Origin of the sequence: Lysinibacillus sp. RS11 (assembly GCF_042019215.1) — a bacterium.
In the GTDB taxonomy this organism is placed as follows: Bacteria; Bacillota; Bacilli; order Bacillales_A; family Planococcaceae; genus Lysinibacillus; species Lysinibacillus xylanilyticus_A.
In genome coordinates this window covers 1,008,188-1,026,256 of sequence record NZ_CP168124.1, presented here as the reverse complement: position 1 = coordinate 1,026,256, position 18,069 = coordinate 1,008,188, and the positions used below count along the sequence as shown (strand labels likewise).

At 37.1% G+C, this 18,069-nt stretch carries 19 protein-coding genes; 6 read left to right on the top strand and 13 right to left on the bottom strand.

From position 1 onward, the window contains the following. The first annotated feature begins 43 nt into the window (after positions 1-43). Positions 44-943 (top strand): hypothetical protein, encoded by a 900-nt coding sequence (locus tag AB9L17_RS04975; protein ID WP_223552794.1) that lies wholly within the window; start codon positions 44-46, stop codon positions 941-943. A gap of 343 nt (positions 944-1,286) precedes the next feature. Here the strand turns inward: AB9L17_RS04975 and coaD are convergent, their stop codons facing one another. The 3 genes from coaD to AB9L17_RS04960 all read right to left on the bottom strand — a co-directional run bounded on the left by coaD (position 1,287) and on the right by AB9L17_RS04960 (position 4,038). Next, positions 1,287-1,811 carry a pantetheine-phosphate adenylyltransferase gene (coaD, locus tag AB9L17_RS04970; RefSeq protein WP_175401662.1) on the bottom strand — a complete coding sequence of 175 codons (525 nt, stop codon included), beginning with the start codon at positions 1,809-1,811 and terminating at the stop codon, positions 1,287-1,289. A 61-nt stretch (positions 1,812-1,872) separates the two neighbouring features. Then, complete coding sequence (gene rsmD, locus AB9L17_RS04965) at positions 1,873-2,448, bottom strand: 16S rRNA (guanine(966)-N(2))-methyltransferase RsmD (protein WP_068983267.1); 576 nt, start codon at positions 2,446-2,448, stop codon at positions 1,873-1,875. Positions 2,449-2,613: 165 nt separating this feature from the next. Further along, positions 2,614-4,038: an RNA polymerase II gene (locus tag AB9L17_RS04960; RefSeq protein WP_068983268.1), complete on the bottom strand. Its 1,425-nt coding sequence runs from the start codon at positions 4,036-4,038 to the stop codon at positions 2,614-2,616. Between the two features lie 56 nt (positions 4,039-4,094). Between AB9L17_RS04960 and AB9L17_RS04955 the strand changes: the two genes are divergently transcribed. Then, entirely contained in the window at positions 4,095-4,484 is a 390-nt protein-coding gene (locus AB9L17_RS04955; protein WP_068983269.1) for a DUF7147 family protein, read from the top strand. Between the two features lie 2 nt (positions 4,485-4,486). On the opposite strand, the gene AB9L17_RS04950 is transcribed toward AB9L17_RS04955, so the two are convergent. Then, the gene (locus AB9L17_RS04950; protein WP_068983270.1) at positions 4,487-4,759 is read right to left on the bottom strand and encodes a YlbG family protein; all 273 of its coding nucleotides are present in this window, start codon (positions 4,757-4,759) and stop codon (positions 4,487-4,489) included. A 255-nt stretch (positions 4,760-5,014) separates the two neighbouring features. Between AB9L17_RS04950 and AB9L17_RS04945 the strand changes: the two genes are divergently transcribed. After that, the gene (locus AB9L17_RS04945) at positions 5,015-5,923 is read left to right on the top strand and encodes a glycerophosphodiester phosphodiesterase (RefSeq protein ID WP_068983271.1); all 909 of its coding nucleotides are present in this window, start codon (positions 5,015-5,017) and stop codon (positions 5,921-5,923) included. A gap of 198 nt (positions 5,924-6,121) precedes the next feature. On the opposite strand, the gene AB9L17_RS04940 is transcribed toward AB9L17_RS04945, so the two are convergent. Further along, on the bottom strand, positions 6,122-7,174 hold the full coding sequence (locus tag AB9L17_RS04940) for a tartrate dehydrogenase (RefSeq protein WP_068983272.1): 1,053 nt from the start codon (positions 7,172-7,174) through the stop codon (positions 6,122-6,124). 150 nt (positions 7,175-7,324) lie between these two features. Continuing rightward, complete coding sequence (locus AB9L17_RS04935; RefSeq protein WP_068983273.1) at positions 7,325-7,771, bottom strand: YlbF family regulator; 447 nt, start codon at positions 7,769-7,771, stop codon at positions 7,325-7,327. Between the two features lie 87 nt (positions 7,772-7,858). Between AB9L17_RS04935 and AB9L17_RS04930 the strand changes: the two genes are divergently transcribed. Next, positions 7,859-8,359: a PaaI family thioesterase gene (locus AB9L17_RS04930; RefSeq protein WP_068983274.1), complete on the top strand. Its 501-nt coding sequence runs from the start codon at positions 7,859-7,861 to the stop codon at positions 8,357-8,359. Here AB9L17_RS04930 and AB9L17_RS04925 read toward each other — a convergent pair. Together AB9L17_RS04925 and AB9L17_RS04920 are read right to left on the bottom strand one after the other, a co-directional pair. Then, positions 8,340-9,815 (bottom strand): UDP-N-acetylmuramoyl-L-alanyl-D-glutamate--2,6-diaminopimelate ligase, encoded by a 1,476-nt coding sequence (locus tag AB9L17_RS04925; protein WP_375200155.1) that lies wholly within the window; start codon positions 9,813-9,815, stop codon positions 8,340-8,342. The two genes, AB9L17_RS04930 and AB9L17_RS04925, sit on opposite strands and share 20 nt — an antisense overlap. A 223-nt stretch (positions 9,816-10,038) precedes the next feature. After that, complete coding sequence (locus AB9L17_RS04920; protein WP_068983276.1) at positions 10,039-11,163, bottom strand: CAP domain-containing protein; 1,125 nt, start codon at positions 11,161-11,163, stop codon at positions 10,039-10,041. Positions 11,164-11,312: 149 nt separating this feature from the next. Between AB9L17_RS04920 and AB9L17_RS04915 the strand changes: the two genes are divergently transcribed. Together AB9L17_RS04915 and ytvI are read left to right on the top strand one after the other, a co-directional pair. Next, complete coding sequence (locus AB9L17_RS04915) at positions 11,313-11,678, top strand: YugN family protein (RefSeq protein ID WP_068983277.1); 366 nt, start codon at positions 11,313-11,315, stop codon at positions 11,676-11,678. Positions 11,679-11,891: 213 nt separating this feature from the next. Beyond that, positions 11,892-12,956 carry a sporulation integral membrane protein YtvI gene (gene ytvI / locus AB9L17_RS04910; RefSeq protein WP_083226893.1) on the top strand — a complete coding sequence of 355 codons (1,065 nt, stop codon included), beginning with the start codon at positions 11,892-11,894 and terminating at the stop codon, positions 12,954-12,956. Between the two features lie 197 nt (positions 12,957-13,153). On the opposite strand, the gene AB9L17_RS04905 is transcribed toward ytvI, so the two are convergent. The 5 genes from AB9L17_RS04905 to ctaD all read right to left on the bottom strand — a co-directional run bounded on the left by AB9L17_RS04905 (position 13,154) and on the right by ctaD (position 18,064). Continuing rightward, positions 13,154-13,615, bottom strand: a complete 462-nt coding sequence (locus AB9L17_RS04905) for a DUF420 domain-containing protein (RefSeq protein WP_068983278.1) — start codon at positions 13,613-13,615, stop codon at positions 13,154-13,156. Positions 13,616-13,649: 34 nt separating this feature from the next. After that, on the bottom strand, positions 13,650-14,579 hold the full coding sequence (ctaG, locus tag AB9L17_RS04900; RefSeq protein WP_068983279.1) for a cytochrome c oxidase assembly factor CtaG: 930 nt from the start codon (positions 14,577-14,579) through the stop codon (positions 13,650-13,652). Between the two features lie 629 nt (positions 14,580-15,208). Beyond that, positions 15,209-15,553: a cytochrome C oxidase subunit IV family protein gene (locus AB9L17_RS04895; protein WP_068983280.1), complete on the bottom strand. Its 345-nt coding sequence runs from the start codon at positions 15,551-15,553 to the stop codon at positions 15,209-15,211. 1 nt (position 15,554) lies between these two features. Continuing rightward, positions 15,555-16,181, bottom strand: a complete 627-nt coding sequence (locus AB9L17_RS04890) for a cytochrome c oxidase subunit 3 (RefSeq protein WP_068983281.1) — start codon at positions 16,179-16,181, stop codon at positions 15,555-15,557. Further along, complete coding sequence (gene ctaD / locus AB9L17_RS04885) at positions 16,181-18,064, bottom strand: cytochrome c oxidase subunit I (protein ID WP_068983282.1); 1,884 nt, start codon at positions 18,062-18,064, stop codon at positions 16,181-16,183. The genes AB9L17_RS04890 and ctaD overlap by 1 nt, the downstream gene beginning before the upstream one ends. Positions 18,065-18,069: the final 5 nt, after the last annotated feature.

The following is an 18,069-nucleotide window of genomic DNA, read 5'->3' as shown; positions in this document are numbered from 1 at the left end:
ATTTGCCTATGTGAATGACAAAAAGTTGAAACGAGATGATAACATGTATGCGACAATTCAAATAGCGATTTGCATAGTTCTTATTCTATTACTCTTGTTATTCCCACAAACAGCTCATAATGGTACTGATTTAGGTTTAACCCTTTTTATGGATGCGCTATTCCCTTATTTATTACCCTATCTTATTTTAACGCAATGGCTTCTCCGTTTAACGGCTCCTATGCGAACGAAAACTAAAAGAGCTTCGTTATACGTACAAGCCTATATTATTAGCGCACTCGGGGGATATCCATCTGGAGCAACAACAATCGTTTACTTAAAAAACAGTGGGCAACTACATCCAAAAGAAGCAAATTTTTTATTAGCCGTATGTCATGCGCCAAGTCCACTTTTCGTGTTGGGCTTTGTAAGCCTCGATTTATTACAAAGTAATACGTTCGGATGGTTGTTTTTATGTTTACTACATAGTTTTAATATTTGTTGTTTACTAACGGGTTACTTCTTATTTCGTAAAACAGATCCTTCTAGCATCTCCATACACAATACACCTTTGCATACAGCACCATTCTCTGAAAGCATAAAAGAAACCGCACCAACAATACTATTAGTTGGAACGACAATAATTTTTTTCACTACCATCCAGACGATTGTTCAGCAAGGCTTAGATTCACTGATACCCAAACTTCCCTATACAGCCGAACTTTCCATTGCCGCAATTCTCGAAGTTACAAATGGCCTTAAAATGACCGTCTCGGCTTTTCCCAATCTTTCATATTTACCATTACTAGTTGTTATCTTGTTAACAATGCAAAGTATAAGCATACACTTACAAATTTTTGTTATTGCGAAATCAGCCAAGCTTTCCGTTCGACCATATATAAAATTCCGCCTACTTAGCATAATCATTGTACCCACTATTTATGCTCTTTTTTTCTTAAAATAACTAAGGCTCATCACCATAACGTGTGGTTGATTTCCGTTTCGACTAGGGGCTTTCTCAAGGTGCCCACTGAGCCACTGGTGCATAAGGGTTTGGCTACTCTTCGTTCCTCTACAGGCTCGCTATAGTGCACGAAAGAGAAGAAATACGCTCGACACTCATCCGCGGAAATCAGCGTCTCCTAATTAACATGAGACATCAAAAAAGAGGCTTGGACATAAGTAAATTTTCAAAGCAAAATTTTTAAAAATTACATCAGAAAAGCGTGAGAAATCAAAGTTTCTAAAATTGATTTCTCACGCTTTTTAAGGTTTTGAGCTGTTATGTCCCAGTCTCTCTTTGTATTTTATTTAGTAAAATCATACTTTTCTTTTAAGGCTGCTACAACACAAACAGGAACAAGTTCGCTGACATTACCACCATATTTCGCAACCTCTTTGACGATGCTCGAGCTTAAGAATGAATATTGATTTTTTGTCATAATGAAAAATGTTTCGATGGTTTCATCAAGAAAACGGTTCATCGACGTAATCTGCATTTCGTATTCAAAATCCGAAACTGCACGTAAACCACGGACAATCGCCTTTGCCTTTTTTTCCTTAGCATAGTCTATTAACAGTCCAGATGAACTCTCAATGCGTACATTGGGCAATGTTTTAGTCACCTCAGCCATTAAAGCCATGCGCTCTTCTACTGAAAATAATGGTCGCTTTGATGAATTATTTAAAACAGCAACATAAACTGTGTCAAATACATCTGCCGCACGTTTAATAATATCTAAGTGGCCAAATGTCACCGGATCAAAACTTCCAGGAACTACAGCAATTTTCTCTGACAACTTATTCTCCCTCTTCCTCTGCACAACGATCATTTCGCATTGGCGTAATTGTAGCTGTCACTTCGTTAATGTGAAGCTCTTAGCCTAAGTCTCTCTATTCAGTAGGTGTTTGGACATCCACTGAATGAAGATAAACAGAAATAATCGTTCCGCCATAAGTTTCTTGTCTCTTTAATACAAAATCCCCAAAACTTTGTGGTAATTCTACTTCTTTTGCATGCTCACATAAAATAATGCCATCCGTCTGAATCTTATTATTGTCGACAAGTACCTGCACTAAGTCATAATACTCTTGATGATGGTATGGTGGATCTAAAAATACTAATTTAAACGTAATATCACGTTTTAACAACGCTTTCACAGCACGCTTCGCATCTATACGAAAAAGCTCAGAATAATCCTCGTAACGACATTTTTTTATGTTTTCCTGTAGCACTTGGAACGCCTTTGCATCCTTTTCAATAAAAACGGCGTGCTCGGCTCCTCTACTTAAAGATTCGATGCCTAAGCCACCGCTTCCTGCAAATAAATCGAGCACAATGCCTCCATCAAAGAATGGACCAATAATATTAAAAATGGATTCCTTCACTTTATCTGTTGTAGGTCTCGTCGTGTTTCCTGCAATGGCCTTTAACGGCATCCCTTTACGTTCTCCTGCTACAACTCTCATATATTCAAATCACCATACTTTCTTAATTCCATATATCAATTTCACCTTGGTGTAATTGCATCCAGATTTTGAATTATGCATGCACACCCCAAAATCTGTGACATCTGCCGGAAGTTTTAGATAAAAACATTTTTGCAGCGAAAGTCAAACCTCCGCTGCAAAAGTTTATTCTTGTTGTTCTTGAGTTATAATTTGGATACGATCATCACTTTTTTGTAATTCTACTAAAAATAATCGTTGTAGCCAAGCTTCTTCAACATAATAATGATTGGCAATTTTAATAATTGGTTCTGAAATAGTAGAATATCTACGTTGATTGAATACATAAAATCCAGGCTCGTTCGGGAATCGGAAAATGCGATTATCATTATTTACATAATACCCATTCTTGCCTTCACCAGCAGTATAGCCTAGATACGGCAACAATGTATCAGCAGTATATAATACTTGTCCTTCATGGAGAATAACATGAACATCTTCTTTTAAAACGTCATTAACGTAAACACTTCGATCATCCTCAAATAACAGTGGATATGTGCCATTTTCTTGTGCCGCATTTAACTTAAAATAAGACGTTTTTGCTTCTAACACCTCTGATAAAAGCTTGTCCATTGTATCAGGAGAAATCGGCTCTTCTCCAAGCTCATTCAGAGCCTCCTGCCATGCTGCCTCTTGATCAGCTGTCATATATTCTTTTAACGTCTTCACAATATCCTTTGTTTTATCTGAACCAATCGTATCCTTCACTAGATAGGATGCCAAAACTTCCGGCAACCATGTAGGCGAATCTTTAAACTTATATTGTGACTTTATTTGAGACATGATAACTTCTTGCTCAACAGCTTGTTCAGTTAGTTCTGGCAAGAATAAAAGTCGATCATCATGTTCTTTCGCTGGACTCTTCTCTTGAATAATAGCAACGTGTTCCTCATTCAAAAACTGTAAATTTTCTAATGACGTTAAGAAATCCTTTGAAATAGCTTCCGGTGCATAAATAGATAACACAGGGGTTTGCTCTTGTACCTTTAGATTACCCGCTTGCCAATAAATATCACGAACTGTACCACTTCCACTAAACATTGTATAGTTAACAAGTGATAGTTGTTGTTGACCTACTAAAGGCAAGCCAGTTATCCACTGACCAACAATTTTACTATCAGTTGAAATATGTACAACAGAATAAGACGCTTCACCATTTGTTAATGTAGCGAAAGCATTTTGGATGAGCATTTTATCTTTTAAGCCACCCTCAATTGGAATTATGTATGAAACAGATTGCGATTTAGTCTCTCCTTTTTTAAAGTATGAGACTTCTTCTGATAAACGACCACAACTTTTTTCATTTTCGATAAAGCAACTAGGATTTACCGCATTTTCTGGCCATTTTATATTCACCTTTTGGTTGGGTAAATTTTTAAAATGTTGGCGAATATCCAAGCTATTTTCCCGATAGACAATTTCGATTTCTTGCGAATAATGGAATTCGCCATTTCCTGTTTCTAAATCAGATGAATAAGCATGGTACTGGAAAAATAACGTTCCGGTAATGATTAGTCCTAGTATGGAAAAAAAACTCATTGCAAATTTCATGTGCTTGACCTCCCGCAGCATGATACTATGTGTATTGGAAAGGATGTGCAATTATTATGCCACAACAATTTATAGAATTAGGTGAGGGCTATGGTGATGTTTATGAGCTACTTGAAATAGTGAGAACAAATCAAGATCGCTTCCACCAAGCCTTTATACTAACCTCCACAAAAGAAGAAAAAAAGTTTGCTTCTTTAGCAGTCGCTTTAAAACCAGTCGGTGACAGTAAATTCATGCCGATTTATATTTGTCGAGAAGGCATCCCTTTTAATGAGGAGCAGCCTTCAAAGCGACAAAATATGTTCGAAGAAAGTATTAAACAACTAGATCGAAAAGCGGTTGTTGTAGAAATAAAGCACTCATCTATATTTTCGGAATCAAAACTATTTTATCAATACTTAATCGGGATAATGAGACTTCATCACTATATTCCAGCATTAGTGTAATATTATAGTCCTACTTTATAATCATATTCCTTCGCTTTATCTGGTTTTGCATTTTCAAACTCAGTTTTAACGAATGGACGATAAGACTTCACAACGTCTTTCACAAATGGAAGGCGTTGTAGTTTTGTTGTCATTGTTTCAATTTCCTCTCGCTCGCAATAAAGCACTACATATTTTTGCCTCCGAGAAATATAAAGAACATGCCCATATTTTCGAAGAGACTTCGCATGTTTTAATTGATGGACGTAAACGATTAGCCCTTGTCGTTCGTTCATATATTATTCCCTCATTTCTTACATAAAAGAATACCATAGACCGGAAAATGATAGCAACAGAGTTTAGCTGACAGAACGCTCATTTTTCCGTTATAATAAAAAAGCATACAACGTTGATTCAGAGTTTTACTTTCACTTATATAAGTTAATAGGGAACTAGAGTTTGAACTTCACTGATTTTGGTTGTTCACAAAAAATTCTATAAGTGAATTTGCCAGTACTTTTTATATCATTTTATTGTTAAGGAGGACGAATATGGGTAAGAAAACAAAGATTGCGCTCGCAATTGCAGCAGCAAGTGCAGCTGCTTGGGCAGGTAGTAAAGCTATTTCTAAACCTCAACAACGAGAAAGTAAACAAGCATTACAATTCGATCATCCAGTTATTCTTGCACATCGTGGCGGTGCCGATTTAGCACCTGAGCATACAATGCCTGCTTTTGAAAAAGCCGCACAGTTAGGTGTTGACGGCTTTGAAATAGACATTCGCTTAACTAAAGATGAGGAAATCATCGTATTCCACGATGATACTGTTGAGCGTACGACAGATGGCTATGGTCTTGTTGCAGACATGACTTTAGCAGAAATAAATGCATTAAACCACGGTTATCAATTTGAAGATTTGGATGGGGAATTTCCTTATCGAAATGAAAAAATAGACGTCGTAACGTTACGTGATCTACTAGAAAATTATCCAAATATGTTGATAAATATTGATATTAAAGATGCACCAGATACGTATGAGGGAAGTTTAATGCCCTCTAAACTATGGCGTTTAATTGAAGAGCTTGGTGCCGAGAACCGAGTAGTTGTCACAAGTACTTACGGTGAACAGATAGATCGCTTTAATCTATATGCACAAAATCAAGTAGCACTTGGTGCAGGTGAATCAGATGTTCGTAAAGCATTCGCTTCTTTCTCAAGCCAATTTGGACATTTATATCACCCAAAGGTAGATGTATTCCAAATACCGCCAAAATCAGGGGTTATTGCACTGGATTCACCGAAGTTTATTCAGTTTTTAAGCAACTTAAACATCCCTGTTCACTATTGGACAATCAATGATGCGGCAACAATGAGTAAGTTAATTCACAACGGTGCAAAAGGTATCGTTACAGATCGGCCTGATATCGCTGTAGAACTATTACAAAAAAATGAAAACTAGAATGGAGCTTACTCTCTATTTTTAAGCTAGTACTAGATAGAAACTAGGTTACTACTTGAATTGGTAAGGGCCACTTTTAACAGCCCTTACCTTTTACTTATAAAAATTAAATATTCGGTCTTTTATACCCATTATGCCCCGAATCCCGCTGTATTCAAAGAGTTTGATTGTAGCTCTCACCCCATGCATTTTGAGCTTTTATTTCAGATAACATAATACTGTATCTGTCACATCTCGTAATGTTGCTGTTCCGCCCAAATCGGCTGTTTTAACACCTTGTGCTAATGTTGCTTCTATTGCATTTAGTACCCTTGTGCCAAGCTCATGATAGCCTAAAAAATCAAGCATCATTTTACCCGTCCAAATTTGTCCAAGTGGATTGGCTATCCCTTGACCTGCAATATCGGGCGCAGAGCCATGGACTGGTTCGAACATAGATGGATATTGTCGCTCAATATTTAAATTTGCTGCTGGAGCAATTCCGATGCTCCCCATAATTGCACCACCTAAATCTGTTAAAATATCGCCAAATAAATTTGATGCAACGATAACATCAAAATGATCTGGCTTCATTACTAAAAAGGCAGCTAAAGCATCAATATGATTAGATTCTTGTCCTATGTTCTCATAATCTTTACCTACTTGCGCAAATACTTCATCCCAAAAAGGCATACTGTATGTAATTCCATTCGATTTTGTGGCACTTGTAACATGCTGACGTCGAGTTTTCGCCATTTCAAATGCATACCGCATCGCACGTTCTGTACCCTTCCTTGTAAAAATGGCATTTTGGATAGCAACCTCATCTTGTCCACTATGTATTCTGCCACCACTTTCAGCATACTCTCCCTCTGAGTTTTCACGTACAACGACAAAATCGAAGCCGTTTGGGTTACGTAACGGCGAAGGCAAACCTTGAAGTAGCTTTGCTGGACGTACATTAATAGATTGTTTCATCTCACGGCGAATTTTAATAAGTAGTCCCCATAATGAAATGTGATCTGGTACTAAATCAGGCATGCCAACCGCACCTAAGAAAATTTGATCATAACCTTTCAATATTTCAATACCATTATCAGGCATCATTTTACCTGTTTCTAAATAATAGTCACAGCCCCAGAGGAATGTTGTCCATTCAAACTGAAAGCTTCCATCTAATTGAGCAGCTTTATTAAGAACTTCTATCGCCGCTGGTACAACCTCTTTACCTATGCCATCTCCTGGTATAACGGCAATTCGATAAGTTTTCATTTGTTTATCCTCCTTTTATTTCTATATTGCTTATTCAATTACTATACAATTTTTCTGCAACTATTACACCCCGCAGTTATAGAAAAAAGACTGTATACAAACTCATAATTCATCGAGTTTGTTACAGTCTAAAAAGAAGTATTACTTAGTTTATGCAGAGCAAGAGCAAGAACCGCCTGAGCCACATCCTCCGCCACAGGAAGAACCTGATGCAAAGAACGGATTACTTACAGGAACTTTCACTGCTTCTGATACAGTTTTCCCCATAAGTAGACTTATCTCGTCAAGTAAATCTTGAAAATCATTTTCAGCAATCTTTAAGGCCGAAACTTTTTCATTTAAATCGAGCGCGCGCTTTTGCTGACGAATCGATTTCATGATTGTATGATAGTCCGGATGATATTTTCCGAAACGTTGTACATCTTCGTACTGCTCTTTTATGCGATTAAATGCGTAAATAGCTTGCACTAATTGAGCATCGCTATAAACAGCATCATACGCTTGTTGCAGCGTTTTCGCAGGCTCAGAGGAAAGAATCATCTCACAAAGCGCATCGGCCTCATCCAAAATGATTACCCAGTCAGAGGTCATCATCATATTAAATTCCCCCAATCTCTTTCCCATCATAACAGATTTTGTGGTAATTTTACATTATTGATATTTTTAAATAAAGGAGTTTTCTAATTGGTCACATCGTCTAAAGGACAAATAGAAGAATTACTAGCAGATATTTTACAAAACAGCACAGCTGAAGATGAGGAAGTTTTACTGCATTTATTGTCAGGACTTCGTGATAAACAACAAGGTGTCCACCGCCGTTATATTAATGCCGCCTTACATATGGTTGGCAAATTTGATACTGAGATTAGCGAGGTTCGTATCCCCATTACACCCGTTATCCATAATACCATTAAGGTTCCACATGGAGGAATTATTGCTACAATTGCAGATGCAGCAATGGGAGGGCTTGCTTCGCGTTCTGTACCAGAAGGCTTTAATGTGGTCACAACTAATATCAATGTCTCTTATATTGCAACAACAACTAACAAAGAACTAATCGCTCGTGGACGTTTCGTACATAAGGGACGTCAAACACTTGTGATGGAATGTGATATTGAAGATGAGACTGGGCGAAAACTTGCGATTGCGACCGCTACTTTCTTTGTCATTCAACGCCGTCCTTAGTCATAAGATTTAAAAAGTAATCTCGAATACATTGTTGATCGGAAAAAGGGAGTTTTTGATTTTTTATTTGTTGAGTCTGTTCATGCCCTTTTCCGGCAACTAATACAATATCACCTTTTTCAGCCTTTGCTAATGCCTTATGAATAGCAATTTTTCGATCTAGATAGATTTCATAGTATTGCTGTTCAGTAAAACCAGCAATAATACTTTCATTAATTAAGATCGGGTCTTCATCACGTGGATTATCGGTTGTTAAATAAATAATATCCGCATACTTACTAGCTACCGCTCCCATCGCAAATCGTTTGGCCTTATCACGATTCCCCCCACAGCTAAATACGAGATAAAGCGTTTTCGCGCTATCAAAAGTTTGTAAAACAGCCTGCAATGCTTCTGCAGTATGCGCATAATCTACATACACATCAATTCCAAATGTATTGTCTATTTTTTCAAGTCTTCCTTCTGGTAGCCTCAACAACCATATATGCGCTGCTATTTCATCAATGGAAAAACCTAGACGCCACAAAGTCATTAACGCAGCTACAGCATTTTGCACATGATACTTACCAACAAAAGGAATTTCTACAATATGCTCACTTGATGAGGTTTGTAAACAAAGTACTGTTTTTCCAATGGATTCACTGACAATTTGGATATGTAAATCATTGTGATTATCAAAGCCAAATGAGCAGGATTTTTTCTTATCATAAATACCGACAGAACGGCAAAAATTATCATCTCCATTTAATACTAGCTTTTTTGATAAATCTGCCAATCTTTTTTTCGCACGTTTATATGCCTCAAGTCCTCCATGATCTTCTAAATGGTCCTCCGATAAATTTAAAAAAACGCCACAATCGATATCACAATGATCAAGTCTATGTTGCTGTAACCCCATCGATGAAGCTTCTAAAACAACATGTGTAACACCATTTCGTACACATTGCTTTAAAATCGGATGTAACTCTTTTGCTTGCAATGTTGTTAATTGCTCATACTTTGTTTGTTGTTTCTCTTCATTAATGAAAAATCCTACCGTTCCAATAACTGCTACATTTTTATGTAAGGCTCTTAACAACTGGCTCACAAAATGACTGACTGTTGTTTTACCATTTGTACCTGTAATCGCAATTACTGTTAATGCTTCTGCTGGAAAGGCTGAAAGTTTTGCACTCGCATACGATAAAAATAACGATGTATTCGGAACCCACACAAAAGGTATGTTTTGATCGGTAATAGGTAGTGAGATACTTTCCTCTGATACTATAGCGGCAGCACCCCGATCAATTGCTTCATTTACAAAGCGACTTCCCGATGTTTTCTTCCCCTTACGAACAATAAAAATATTTCCAGGCTTAATCGCCTGTGCATAATCCTCAACGCCCGTAATAATTGTGCGAATCGATCCTCCAGTCACGCTACATGGCCAGTCTTTCAATAGTTCAGCTAATTGCAAGCTTCATTCCCCCTTTCAGTTCTCTATCATATGACGGCGTCTGTATCCGTGTGACGAAAAATCTAAGCGGTCATTGTGCTTATCTTTTTCGTATAAAATGAAAAGACTGAAGATAAACTTGATTGTGCCAAGTTTATCTTCAGTCTTAGATTTATATGTATCCCGCGTTAACGCCTAATTGGTGGAGACTACTATCAGTGAGGATGAAGAAAACCCCCACTGATTAATATGGTGATGATTCATCAATATTTTCTACCGGTTCCTCAGTGTCTTTATTCTCACTATCCAGCTCTTGAGAAGAAGGTTCTAAAAATATTTGTGTATAATAGTTTAAAAATACGCCAGATCCTACTGTAGTGTATTTATCATTTAAAATAACCTTTCGATGCTCAGGGGAATTAAGCCAACCATGCATTGCTTCGATTGCATCAAAATAATCAGTTGCAAGATTTTCATTGGCCTCACTATAGATGATTCCCTGTGTTTCTAATCTCTTTTTTAAATCTCCATTTGTTGGTGATTCATGTCCAAGAAAATTTTGAACCTTCATATCTTCACTATGCATTTTTGCTACTTCTTCTAATGACTCATCAATTTCTACTACTGGTAAATCATGATGAACCCTTGTTACATTTATTAAATCGTCTAACTGTCTAGCATTTGCTTCATTAATTTCCTGCTGTAAAAACGAGGAAGGTGGTGTTGATGTAACAAGTTCACCTTGATAAGTCATTTCATAAGGTTGATGAAGAGCAAGCGTTTTACTATTAGTAAAGCGTATTCCTTGTAGCTCACTTGTTTCTCTATCTATATAGAGTTGCGCAAAAAGCCCATCGAATTTTACAAGCAATCGTGTCTGCATATCTTCTTCACTCATCGAGAACACGAAAATATTTTCACCTACATTCGCAGATACTTCATAATCAATGAGTGTCATTCGGTAAATATCATCGCGCTTCTGTCCAATTTTAAACGGATAAGCATCTAAATCTTCACCAGCTATGTAAACTTGTGTCACAACATTATTTTGAACGCCTACCATAAAAAATGTAGAAGCACTTGCATTATAGACCCACCATTCATAGCCAAAAGATGATGGTTCTTTCCGCGCTGGTTCACCGTATTTATCCAAAACCTTCTTTGCTTCTTGACCGATTAATGTCGACATCCCACTTTTTGGGCGTGTCACCGCACCTACTTCAGGCTGCTTTAACTCGGTTTTAGGAATAACATTTGAATTGGCATTCGGACCTTTTAATGGTTCGTTTTCCCGTGGTGTATTAAAAAACATAAAGCCAATCAACGCAATTGCAGCACATGCCATAAAAATGCGAAATAAAGCTTTCATATTTGACTCCTTTTCATCGCCATTATTCTGTAAATTATTATATCAATTGTAATTGGGTTGACACAATGTTGTCATTGCAACAATGTTAAATATGCTCTATTATAAAAATGAGCGTATACTTTGTACGAGAACCTAAAGGAGGATTATAGATGTATTTTGAAAATACTAACCTTGAAAATTTAACAGCTGATCAAGAACTTATTGTAAGCATCATGAAACAAAATGGTTTAGAATGTGATGGCGGCTGGGACTACGAACGTATGACATTTGATAAGCGTTTCGATACTCGCGAGGGACGTTACTACTTACGTGTATTTGCATATGCAAAATCTGGTGATGTTGGTGCACACGATGCAATCCTAACATTAATGAAACCAGTTCTTGGTAAGTACTACTATCCACACGGCGTTGAGTATGGAGATGACGAAGTTTTCCCAGCTCATCTGGTAAAAAAATGTGAAGAAATCTTAAAAAAGGTTAAATTAGACCTAGAAGCTTTTAAAATTCATGCGTAATTTTAGATAGTTATTTCACGGTGCATGTCGATTAAACATTCGGAATCATTTTATTATTTATCTGTCAAACGGTGACAGTACATCAAGTTGGCAACAGCATACAGTGCAATAGCTATATCTGAAAAGACTGGTGGTCCAGTCTTTTTTATTTTGAGTAAAAAAACTATTTCTTCTCATACTACCTATATCTTTAACATGATGTAGGTGAGATAAATGTTACAATTCTTTAAAAGTCCTTTTTTTCGTCATCCAATAATCGTTATAGCTATCGCGATTGCAATTCTCTGGATTATATCCTTGTCATTACCAATACTACTTGCCTACGTGACAGCTTTACTATTAGAACCTGTAATCATACGAATCAGTAAACGATTCCGAAAAAAACGCAAAGTAGTCGCTTCCATTTTTTTTATGTTCTTTTTAAGTATGACATTACTATTATGTATTTTCGTTATATTTATAAGTTGGAAACAATTTTCAACATTTATCATTCAAATTCCAGAGTACCTTAATCAGCTATCAGCCATATGGATTCAAATACAATCCAAGCTTTCCAATTATACTTATCAATTGCCCTTAGATCTAGTTATACAAATTCAACTTATGATAGCACAGGGCCTATCCGCAATCGAAAAATTTGCACTTTCTTTAACAAGTGTGAATGTTTGGTCATCTTTACTTACGTATATAGCTTCACGTTTGTTTGATATTTTTGTTTATTGGATTGTGTTATACATGTTCCTTTTAGAATTACCAACTATTAATCGTAAAATGTTAACGCCTATTCCCTTCCACTACCATCAAAAAATACTATTTATTGGACAACGTGTAAAACTTGCATTATTTGGTTTTATAAAAGCACAATTTTTAGTTAGTATTTGTATTTTTGCTATAGCTTTAGGAACCTTTTATTTTCTTAAAACACCTTTCCCACTTATTTTAGCACTCTTACTAGTCATTTTAGATTTCATTCCTTTTTTAGACTCATTTATATTGCTGATTCCTTGGGCAATTTACAAAGTCTTTACAGGTGATTATGTCTTTGTTGCTGTTTTAGTCATACTCACAATCGTACTATTTTTAGTTAGACGGATGATTGAGCCTAAAGTAATCGGAAATAAAATCGGACTGTCTTCACTGACAACTTTTATTGCCATGTTTATCGGTTATGAAATATTTGGGTTTTTCGGTATTTTAATTGGTCCTTTACTCGTTGTTGTGTTTCTTTCTCTATTTAATCAAACATCTATAAAAAATCTCCCACCTTCTCAAGAATAAGGAGGGAGATCTTTTTTAATCAATTATACCTCGGCATAATTGTGTCTGGAAGCTTTAGGCCAACATGTAGATGTTGGTCACTTAGTCGGTGCCACAGGACGTGGCGTTCTTAGACTAAGTTCCTCTATTTCAGCGGATGTTTTTTGTACCGAAATCGTAGCGACAGGTACGGATGTTTGGATACCCGCTAAAAGAAGTTAGAAGCCAAAAATAGCTTTAATGGCAGATGTTGTTTCACCTGGTTCGAATAAAACATATAGTAAAAAGTATACTAAAACCCCAGTAATCGCTACGAAGAACCAAATAATACTTGTAATCGGTCCAATACGACGGTGAAGCTTGATATTAGTTTTTAAACCAGAAATAATGCTAACAATACCAAATACTGCTCCTACTGTCGCAAGGGTAATATGGAAAATCAAGAAGAAAGTATAATATGGTTTTAAATCTTCTCCTCCACCAAACGCTGTATTACCAATAAATACTGTACGTGAAACATAAATGATAAAGAAGGTAAGTGCAGCAACCCCTGCAGCTAACATTACTTTTTTATGTGCTTCTACCTTTCTTTTTATGATTAAGCCCCAACCAATAGCCACAAGTACAGCACTGATAACGATGAATGATGTACTTATAGTAGGCAAAATTTGCAATTCCATTCACAAAACTCCTTATACAAAGTAAATTTCTATTTTACAATTGATGTTGCTGCTGACTTTCCCATTTCTTTTGATGTTCTTTTAACGCATCAGCTGTAATTTTATCAGGATCCTTTTGTTCTGATCGATACCATCTTGTAAAGATAGTGCCAATTAAAACGCCAAAAATAAGCTCTTGTAAAATCTTCATAAGAACGCCGCCTAGTTGCTGATCCGCAACAGGTGTCATATCTGTAAAGAGCTCTGGTCCTGATAGGGATAAACCAGATAATGTTGAAGCTGGTACACAAAGCTCCATTGCCTTAAGCCATGCTTCACCATTTGTATATGTTTCATACATAGCGTTTGGTGCAAAAATAATTAGCCCACAAGCAGGTGTAATTAAGACCGCATTAGCAATAATATAGGCTAACTTATGCAATGGCTTCATTTGCGGACTATTTGGCACCGTGTGGATTAATGGCCAATACATTAAAACAGCAGAAACAAATAATACAAACGTATATGTACCATGTAATGTTTCATTTAACTTAATGTAATCTAATACATCTGGTAAATGATAGAAAGAAAATAGACCGATAAACACAATTACCGCAACGACAGGTAATGTTAGCACTCTAAATACAGATCTAACAACTGGTGCTTCAATCGCAACTTTCCATACCCACCACGGAATCCCTTTAATTAAGAAAATCGGTACAAGTAACAATAGTATAGCCATTTGCACCATATGCATCGTAAACATAATGTGCGCCATTAAATCTATTGGAGATCCTTTAATAATATAAATCGTTACCATTGCCAGTACAAAATAAATTGCCTCTCCCTTTTTCAGAGGCTCACTTACTTTAAAATCCTTGCGCCACTTTGTTGTGACTAAAAAATAGATGACTGTTATGAAAACAAGAACCCCTATTAAGTATGGGCTCCATAAAGCTTGGAAACCAAATATACTAAGTGGCATATAGAACGCACTCCTTTAACTTCAGTACTCCTATTATAGAACGCTTACACTTATTCTGCAATGAACGAAAGGTGAACAAATAACTATCCACAGTTTACTGTTGTTCACATTGTAAAAAATAATACGGTCAAAGAAATCTGTGAATGGTGTTGGGCTTTAATGTGGGCGATTTCCGTTCCAGGCTACTCGCTTTCCTGTGGGCGACCGTCGAGCCGCTTCCTCCGCTTCGCTCCGTCCAGGGTCTCGTCTGTCTCGCTTTCCCACGGGAGTCGAGTAGCCTTCCACTCCAATCAACAATAGCGTAGAATTTTTATAAATTTTATGAATTTCAAAATTGGACGCTAGGACAACGAACCATAATTGAACAGAATATATTTATAACAGTGAAGTAATTGACATTGTTGCCGCTTTTGTTTTCTCGTAGCAATCACAGAAGCGGCTCATCTGAAGCCCCCAGGAAGCTCTGCTCTGTGCGAAAGCAAAGCGTCAGTAACAAAGCGTCCAGTCGGAACGGAAATCAACCACTCGTTTTGCCCAAGCCATACTTTAAAACTCCATAATTTCATTGATACAATAGAAAAAAGAAAAGCACGTTCCTACGCTAGGTAGAGAACGTGCTTTTTTGGTGATTACCACCAAATAATTGTTAAAAATGCTAAGAAGAATGTAAATGCGATTAATATACCCATCCACATGAAGAAACCAATTACACCACCGAAGTGTGTTTTTTTGTCTTCTAAGTGCATGAAAGAGTAAAGTTGAAGAACAACTTGAACACCAGCAAGCAATAAAATGAGCGGGAATATTAAGTATTTAGAAAAATCAGCTGCAACTACTGCGAATGCGATAAACGTAAAGAAAATCATGATCGCAAAGTTGACTACTTGTTTACGCATATGAACGGCATTATGATGACGATCATACTCGTATTGTGCCTGAGACTTAGCAACTATCGGTGTATCGTGTGATGACATATTATCCGATCACTCCCATCAAGTATACTACTGTAAAGATAAATACCCAAACTACGTCGATAAAGTGCCAGTATAAAGCAGCCACGAAGAATTTAGGCGCATTGTATAAGTTAAGACCACGTTTAGCGTTACGAATCATTAACGTTGAAATCCACACAAGACCTAAAGTTACGTGGAAACCATGTGTACCAACTAATGAATAAAACGCAGTTGAGAACGCAGATTGGTCAAATGTGAAGCCTTTGTGTACATAGTGATAAAACTCATAGATTTCAAGACCTAAGAATCCAAGACCTAAAAGTAATGTAATACCAAACCAAGTTTGCATAGCTTTAAAGTTAAAGTTACGCATATGGTAAATTGCATAAACAGATGTTAGTGAAGATGTTAATAATAACATCGTCATAGCGAAAGCTAAAGGTAATTCAAATAAACTTTGTGTTGTGAACTCCATGCCAGCTGGCCCTTTGTTCTTAAGCGCTAGGTAAGTAGCGAATAAACTTGCGAAAAGTACAACTTCACAGGCAAGGAAAATCCAGAAACCAACAACTTTATTTTTACCTTCCATCGTAGCTTGTTCAGGATGATCTGGCCAAGTATGAGGAGTAAATTTAGTATTGAAATCCATTATTTATTTCCCCCTTTGCCGTAAAGATGTTCTTCAATTTCAAGAATTTCTTCTTTGTGTAAGTGGAAACCGTGATCATCCTTAACAGAACGGAAAATCATAGCACCAAATGTAATTGCAAGACCACCAATTAAAATATAAATAGACCAAGGTTTATCTGCATCTGGATGATAAAGTGCACCGAATGCTGCAATAAACATACCTAGAGAAATAACAAATGGGATAGCTGAGTTGTTAGGCATATGAATATCACCGACTGGCTCAGCAAAAGTCATTTCTTTATTTCCTTCTTGTTTTTCAATCCACCATGGATCTAAACCACGAACAAGAGGTGTTTGACGGAAGTTATAGAATGGGATTGGTTGTGGAATAGACCATTCTAAGGTACGTCCATCGCCCCATGGGTCGCGACCTGCTGGTTCGCCTTTGATAGACAATAAGCAGTTAATTACCATTATGATAACCCCTACACCCATCATTAATGCACCGATCGTAGAGATAAAGTTGAACTGATCCCAACCTTGACCTTCCATGTAAGTGAATACGCGACGTGGCATACCCATTAAACCTAAGAAGTGTTGAACGAAGAACGTTAAATGGAATCCGATGAAGAAAATCCAGAAAGTAAGTTTACCAAGCGTTTCGTTTAACATACGGTTGAAGAAAATTGGCCAGTAGAAGTGTGCTGAACCAAATATCGCTGTTACGATACCACCAACGATTACGTAGTGGAAGTGAGCAACGATAAAGTAAGAATCGTGTAATTGGTAGTCAAGAGGTGCAGATGCTTGCATAACCCCTGTAACACCACCCGCAACGAATGACGGGATGAAACCAAGTGCATAAAGCATTGGTGTTGTAACTTTAATAGATCCGCCCCAAAGAGTTAAGATCCAGTTGAATACTTTCATACCTGTTGGTACAGCAATTGCCATTGTTGCAACAGCAAAAATTGCGTTGGCTGTTGGCCCAAGACCAACTGTAAACATGTGGTGAGCCCAAACCATGAACCCTAAGAAACCGATTAAAATTGTTGCGAATACCATTGAAGAGTATCCAAATAAACGTTTACGAGAGAACGCTGGAATAATCTCAGAGAATAAACCAAACGCTGGTAATATTAAGATATAAACCTCTGGGTGTCCGAAGATCCAGAATAAGTGTTCCCAAATAATTGTGTTACCACCCATTGTATGATCGAAGAAGTTACCACCGAACATACGGTCAAATAACATCATTAATAAACCAATAGTTAATGGAGGGAATGCGAATAGAATTAGTGCACTTGATACAAGAGCAGTCCAAGTGAATAATGGCATACGCATGAATGTCATACCTGGAGCACGCATTGTAATAATCGTAACGATAAAGTTAAGACCTGAAATTAATGTACCTGCCCCTGAAATTTGTAAACCAAGAACATAGAAGTCAATACCATGTCCTGGAGAATATAAAGATAATGATGCATAAGACGTCCAGCCCGCATCAGGAGCGCCACCCATAAAGAATGACAGGTGAAGGAATACTGCACCTAGGAAGAATAACCAGAACCCTAAAGAGTTAAGGAATGGGAATGCAACGTCACGCGCACCAATTTGTAATGGTACAAGCATGTTCATAAATGCGAATAGTAATGGAGTCGCAGCTAGGAATAACATTGTCGTTCCGTGCATTGTTAATAATTCATTGAAAAAACCAGCTGAGATGAAATCGTTATTTGGTTTCATTAACTGAATACGCATTAATAACGCTTCAAAACCAGCGATAGCAAAGAACAATGTACCGGCTAATAAATACATTACTGCTAACTTTTTATGGTCGACAGTTGTAATGTAGTCCCAGACATTTGCTCCAAAGCCCTTTTTCTGTGTGTATGAGCTCACAACTT

Excerpts from the sequence above, each read along its gene's own strand:
- AB9L17_RS04915 (WP_068983277.1), top strand. The coding sequence starts at position 11,313 with ATGTATTTTGAAAATACTAACCTTGAAAATTTAACAGCTGATCAAGAA.
- AB9L17_RS04920 (WP_068983276.1), bottom strand. The coding sequence starts at position 11,163 with ATGAAAGCTTTATTTCGCATTTTTATGGCATGTGCTGCAATTGCGTTG.
- AB9L17_RS04895 (WP_068983280.1), bottom strand. The coding sequence starts at position 15,553 with ATGTCATCACACGATACACCGATAGTTGCTAAGTCTCAGGCACAATAC.
- AB9L17_RS04890 (WP_068983281.1), bottom strand. The coding sequence starts at position 16,181 with ATGGATTTCAATACTAAATTTACTCCTCATACTTGGCCAGATCATCCT.
- AB9L17_RS04950 (WP_068983270.1), bottom strand. The coding sequence starts at position 4,759 with ATGAACGAACGACAAGGGCTAATCGTTTACGTCCATCAATTAAAACAT.
- AB9L17_RS04935 (WP_068983273.1), bottom strand. The coding sequence starts at position 7,771 with ATGATGATGACCTCTGACTGGGTAATCATTTTGGATGAGGCCGATGCG.
- AB9L17_RS04940 (WP_068983272.1), bottom strand. The coding sequence starts at position 7,174 with ATGAAAACTTATCGAATTGCCGTTATACCAGGAGATGGCATAGGTAAA.
- coaD (WP_175401662.1), bottom strand. The coding sequence starts at position 1,811 with ATGATCGTTGTGCAGAGGAAGAGGGAGAATAAGTTGTCAGAGAAAATT.
- AB9L17_RS04960 (WP_068983268.1), bottom strand. The coding sequence starts at position 4,038 with ATGAAATTTGCAATGAGTTTTTTTTCCATACTAGGACTAATCATTACC.
- ctaG (WP_068983279.1), bottom strand. The coding sequence starts at position 14,579 with ATGCCACTTAGTATATTTGGTTTCCAAGCTTTATGGAGCCCATACTTA.
- AB9L17_RS04945 (WP_068983271.1), top strand. The coding sequence starts at position 5,015 with ATGGGTAAGAAAACAAAGATTGCGCTCGCAATTGCAGCAGCAAGTGCA.
- ytvI (WP_083226893.1), top strand. The coding sequence starts at position 11,892 with ATGTTACAATTCTTTAAAAGTCCTTTTTTTCGTCATCCAATAATCGTT.
- AB9L17_RS04975 (WP_223552794.1), top strand. The coding sequence starts at position 44 with ATGTATGCGACAATTCAAATAGCGATTTGCATAGTTCTTATTCTATTA.
- rsmD (WP_068983267.1), bottom strand. The coding sequence starts at position 2,448 with ATGAGAGTTGTAGCAGGAGAACGTAAAGGGATGCCGTTAAAGGCCATT.
- AB9L17_RS04905 (WP_068983278.1), bottom strand. The coding sequence starts at position 13,615 with ATGGAATTGCAAATTTTGCCTACTATAAGTACATCATTCATCGTTATC.
- AB9L17_RS04955 (WP_068983269.1), top strand. The coding sequence starts at position 4,095 with ATGCCACAACAATTTATAGAATTAGGTGAGGGCTATGGTGATGTTTAT.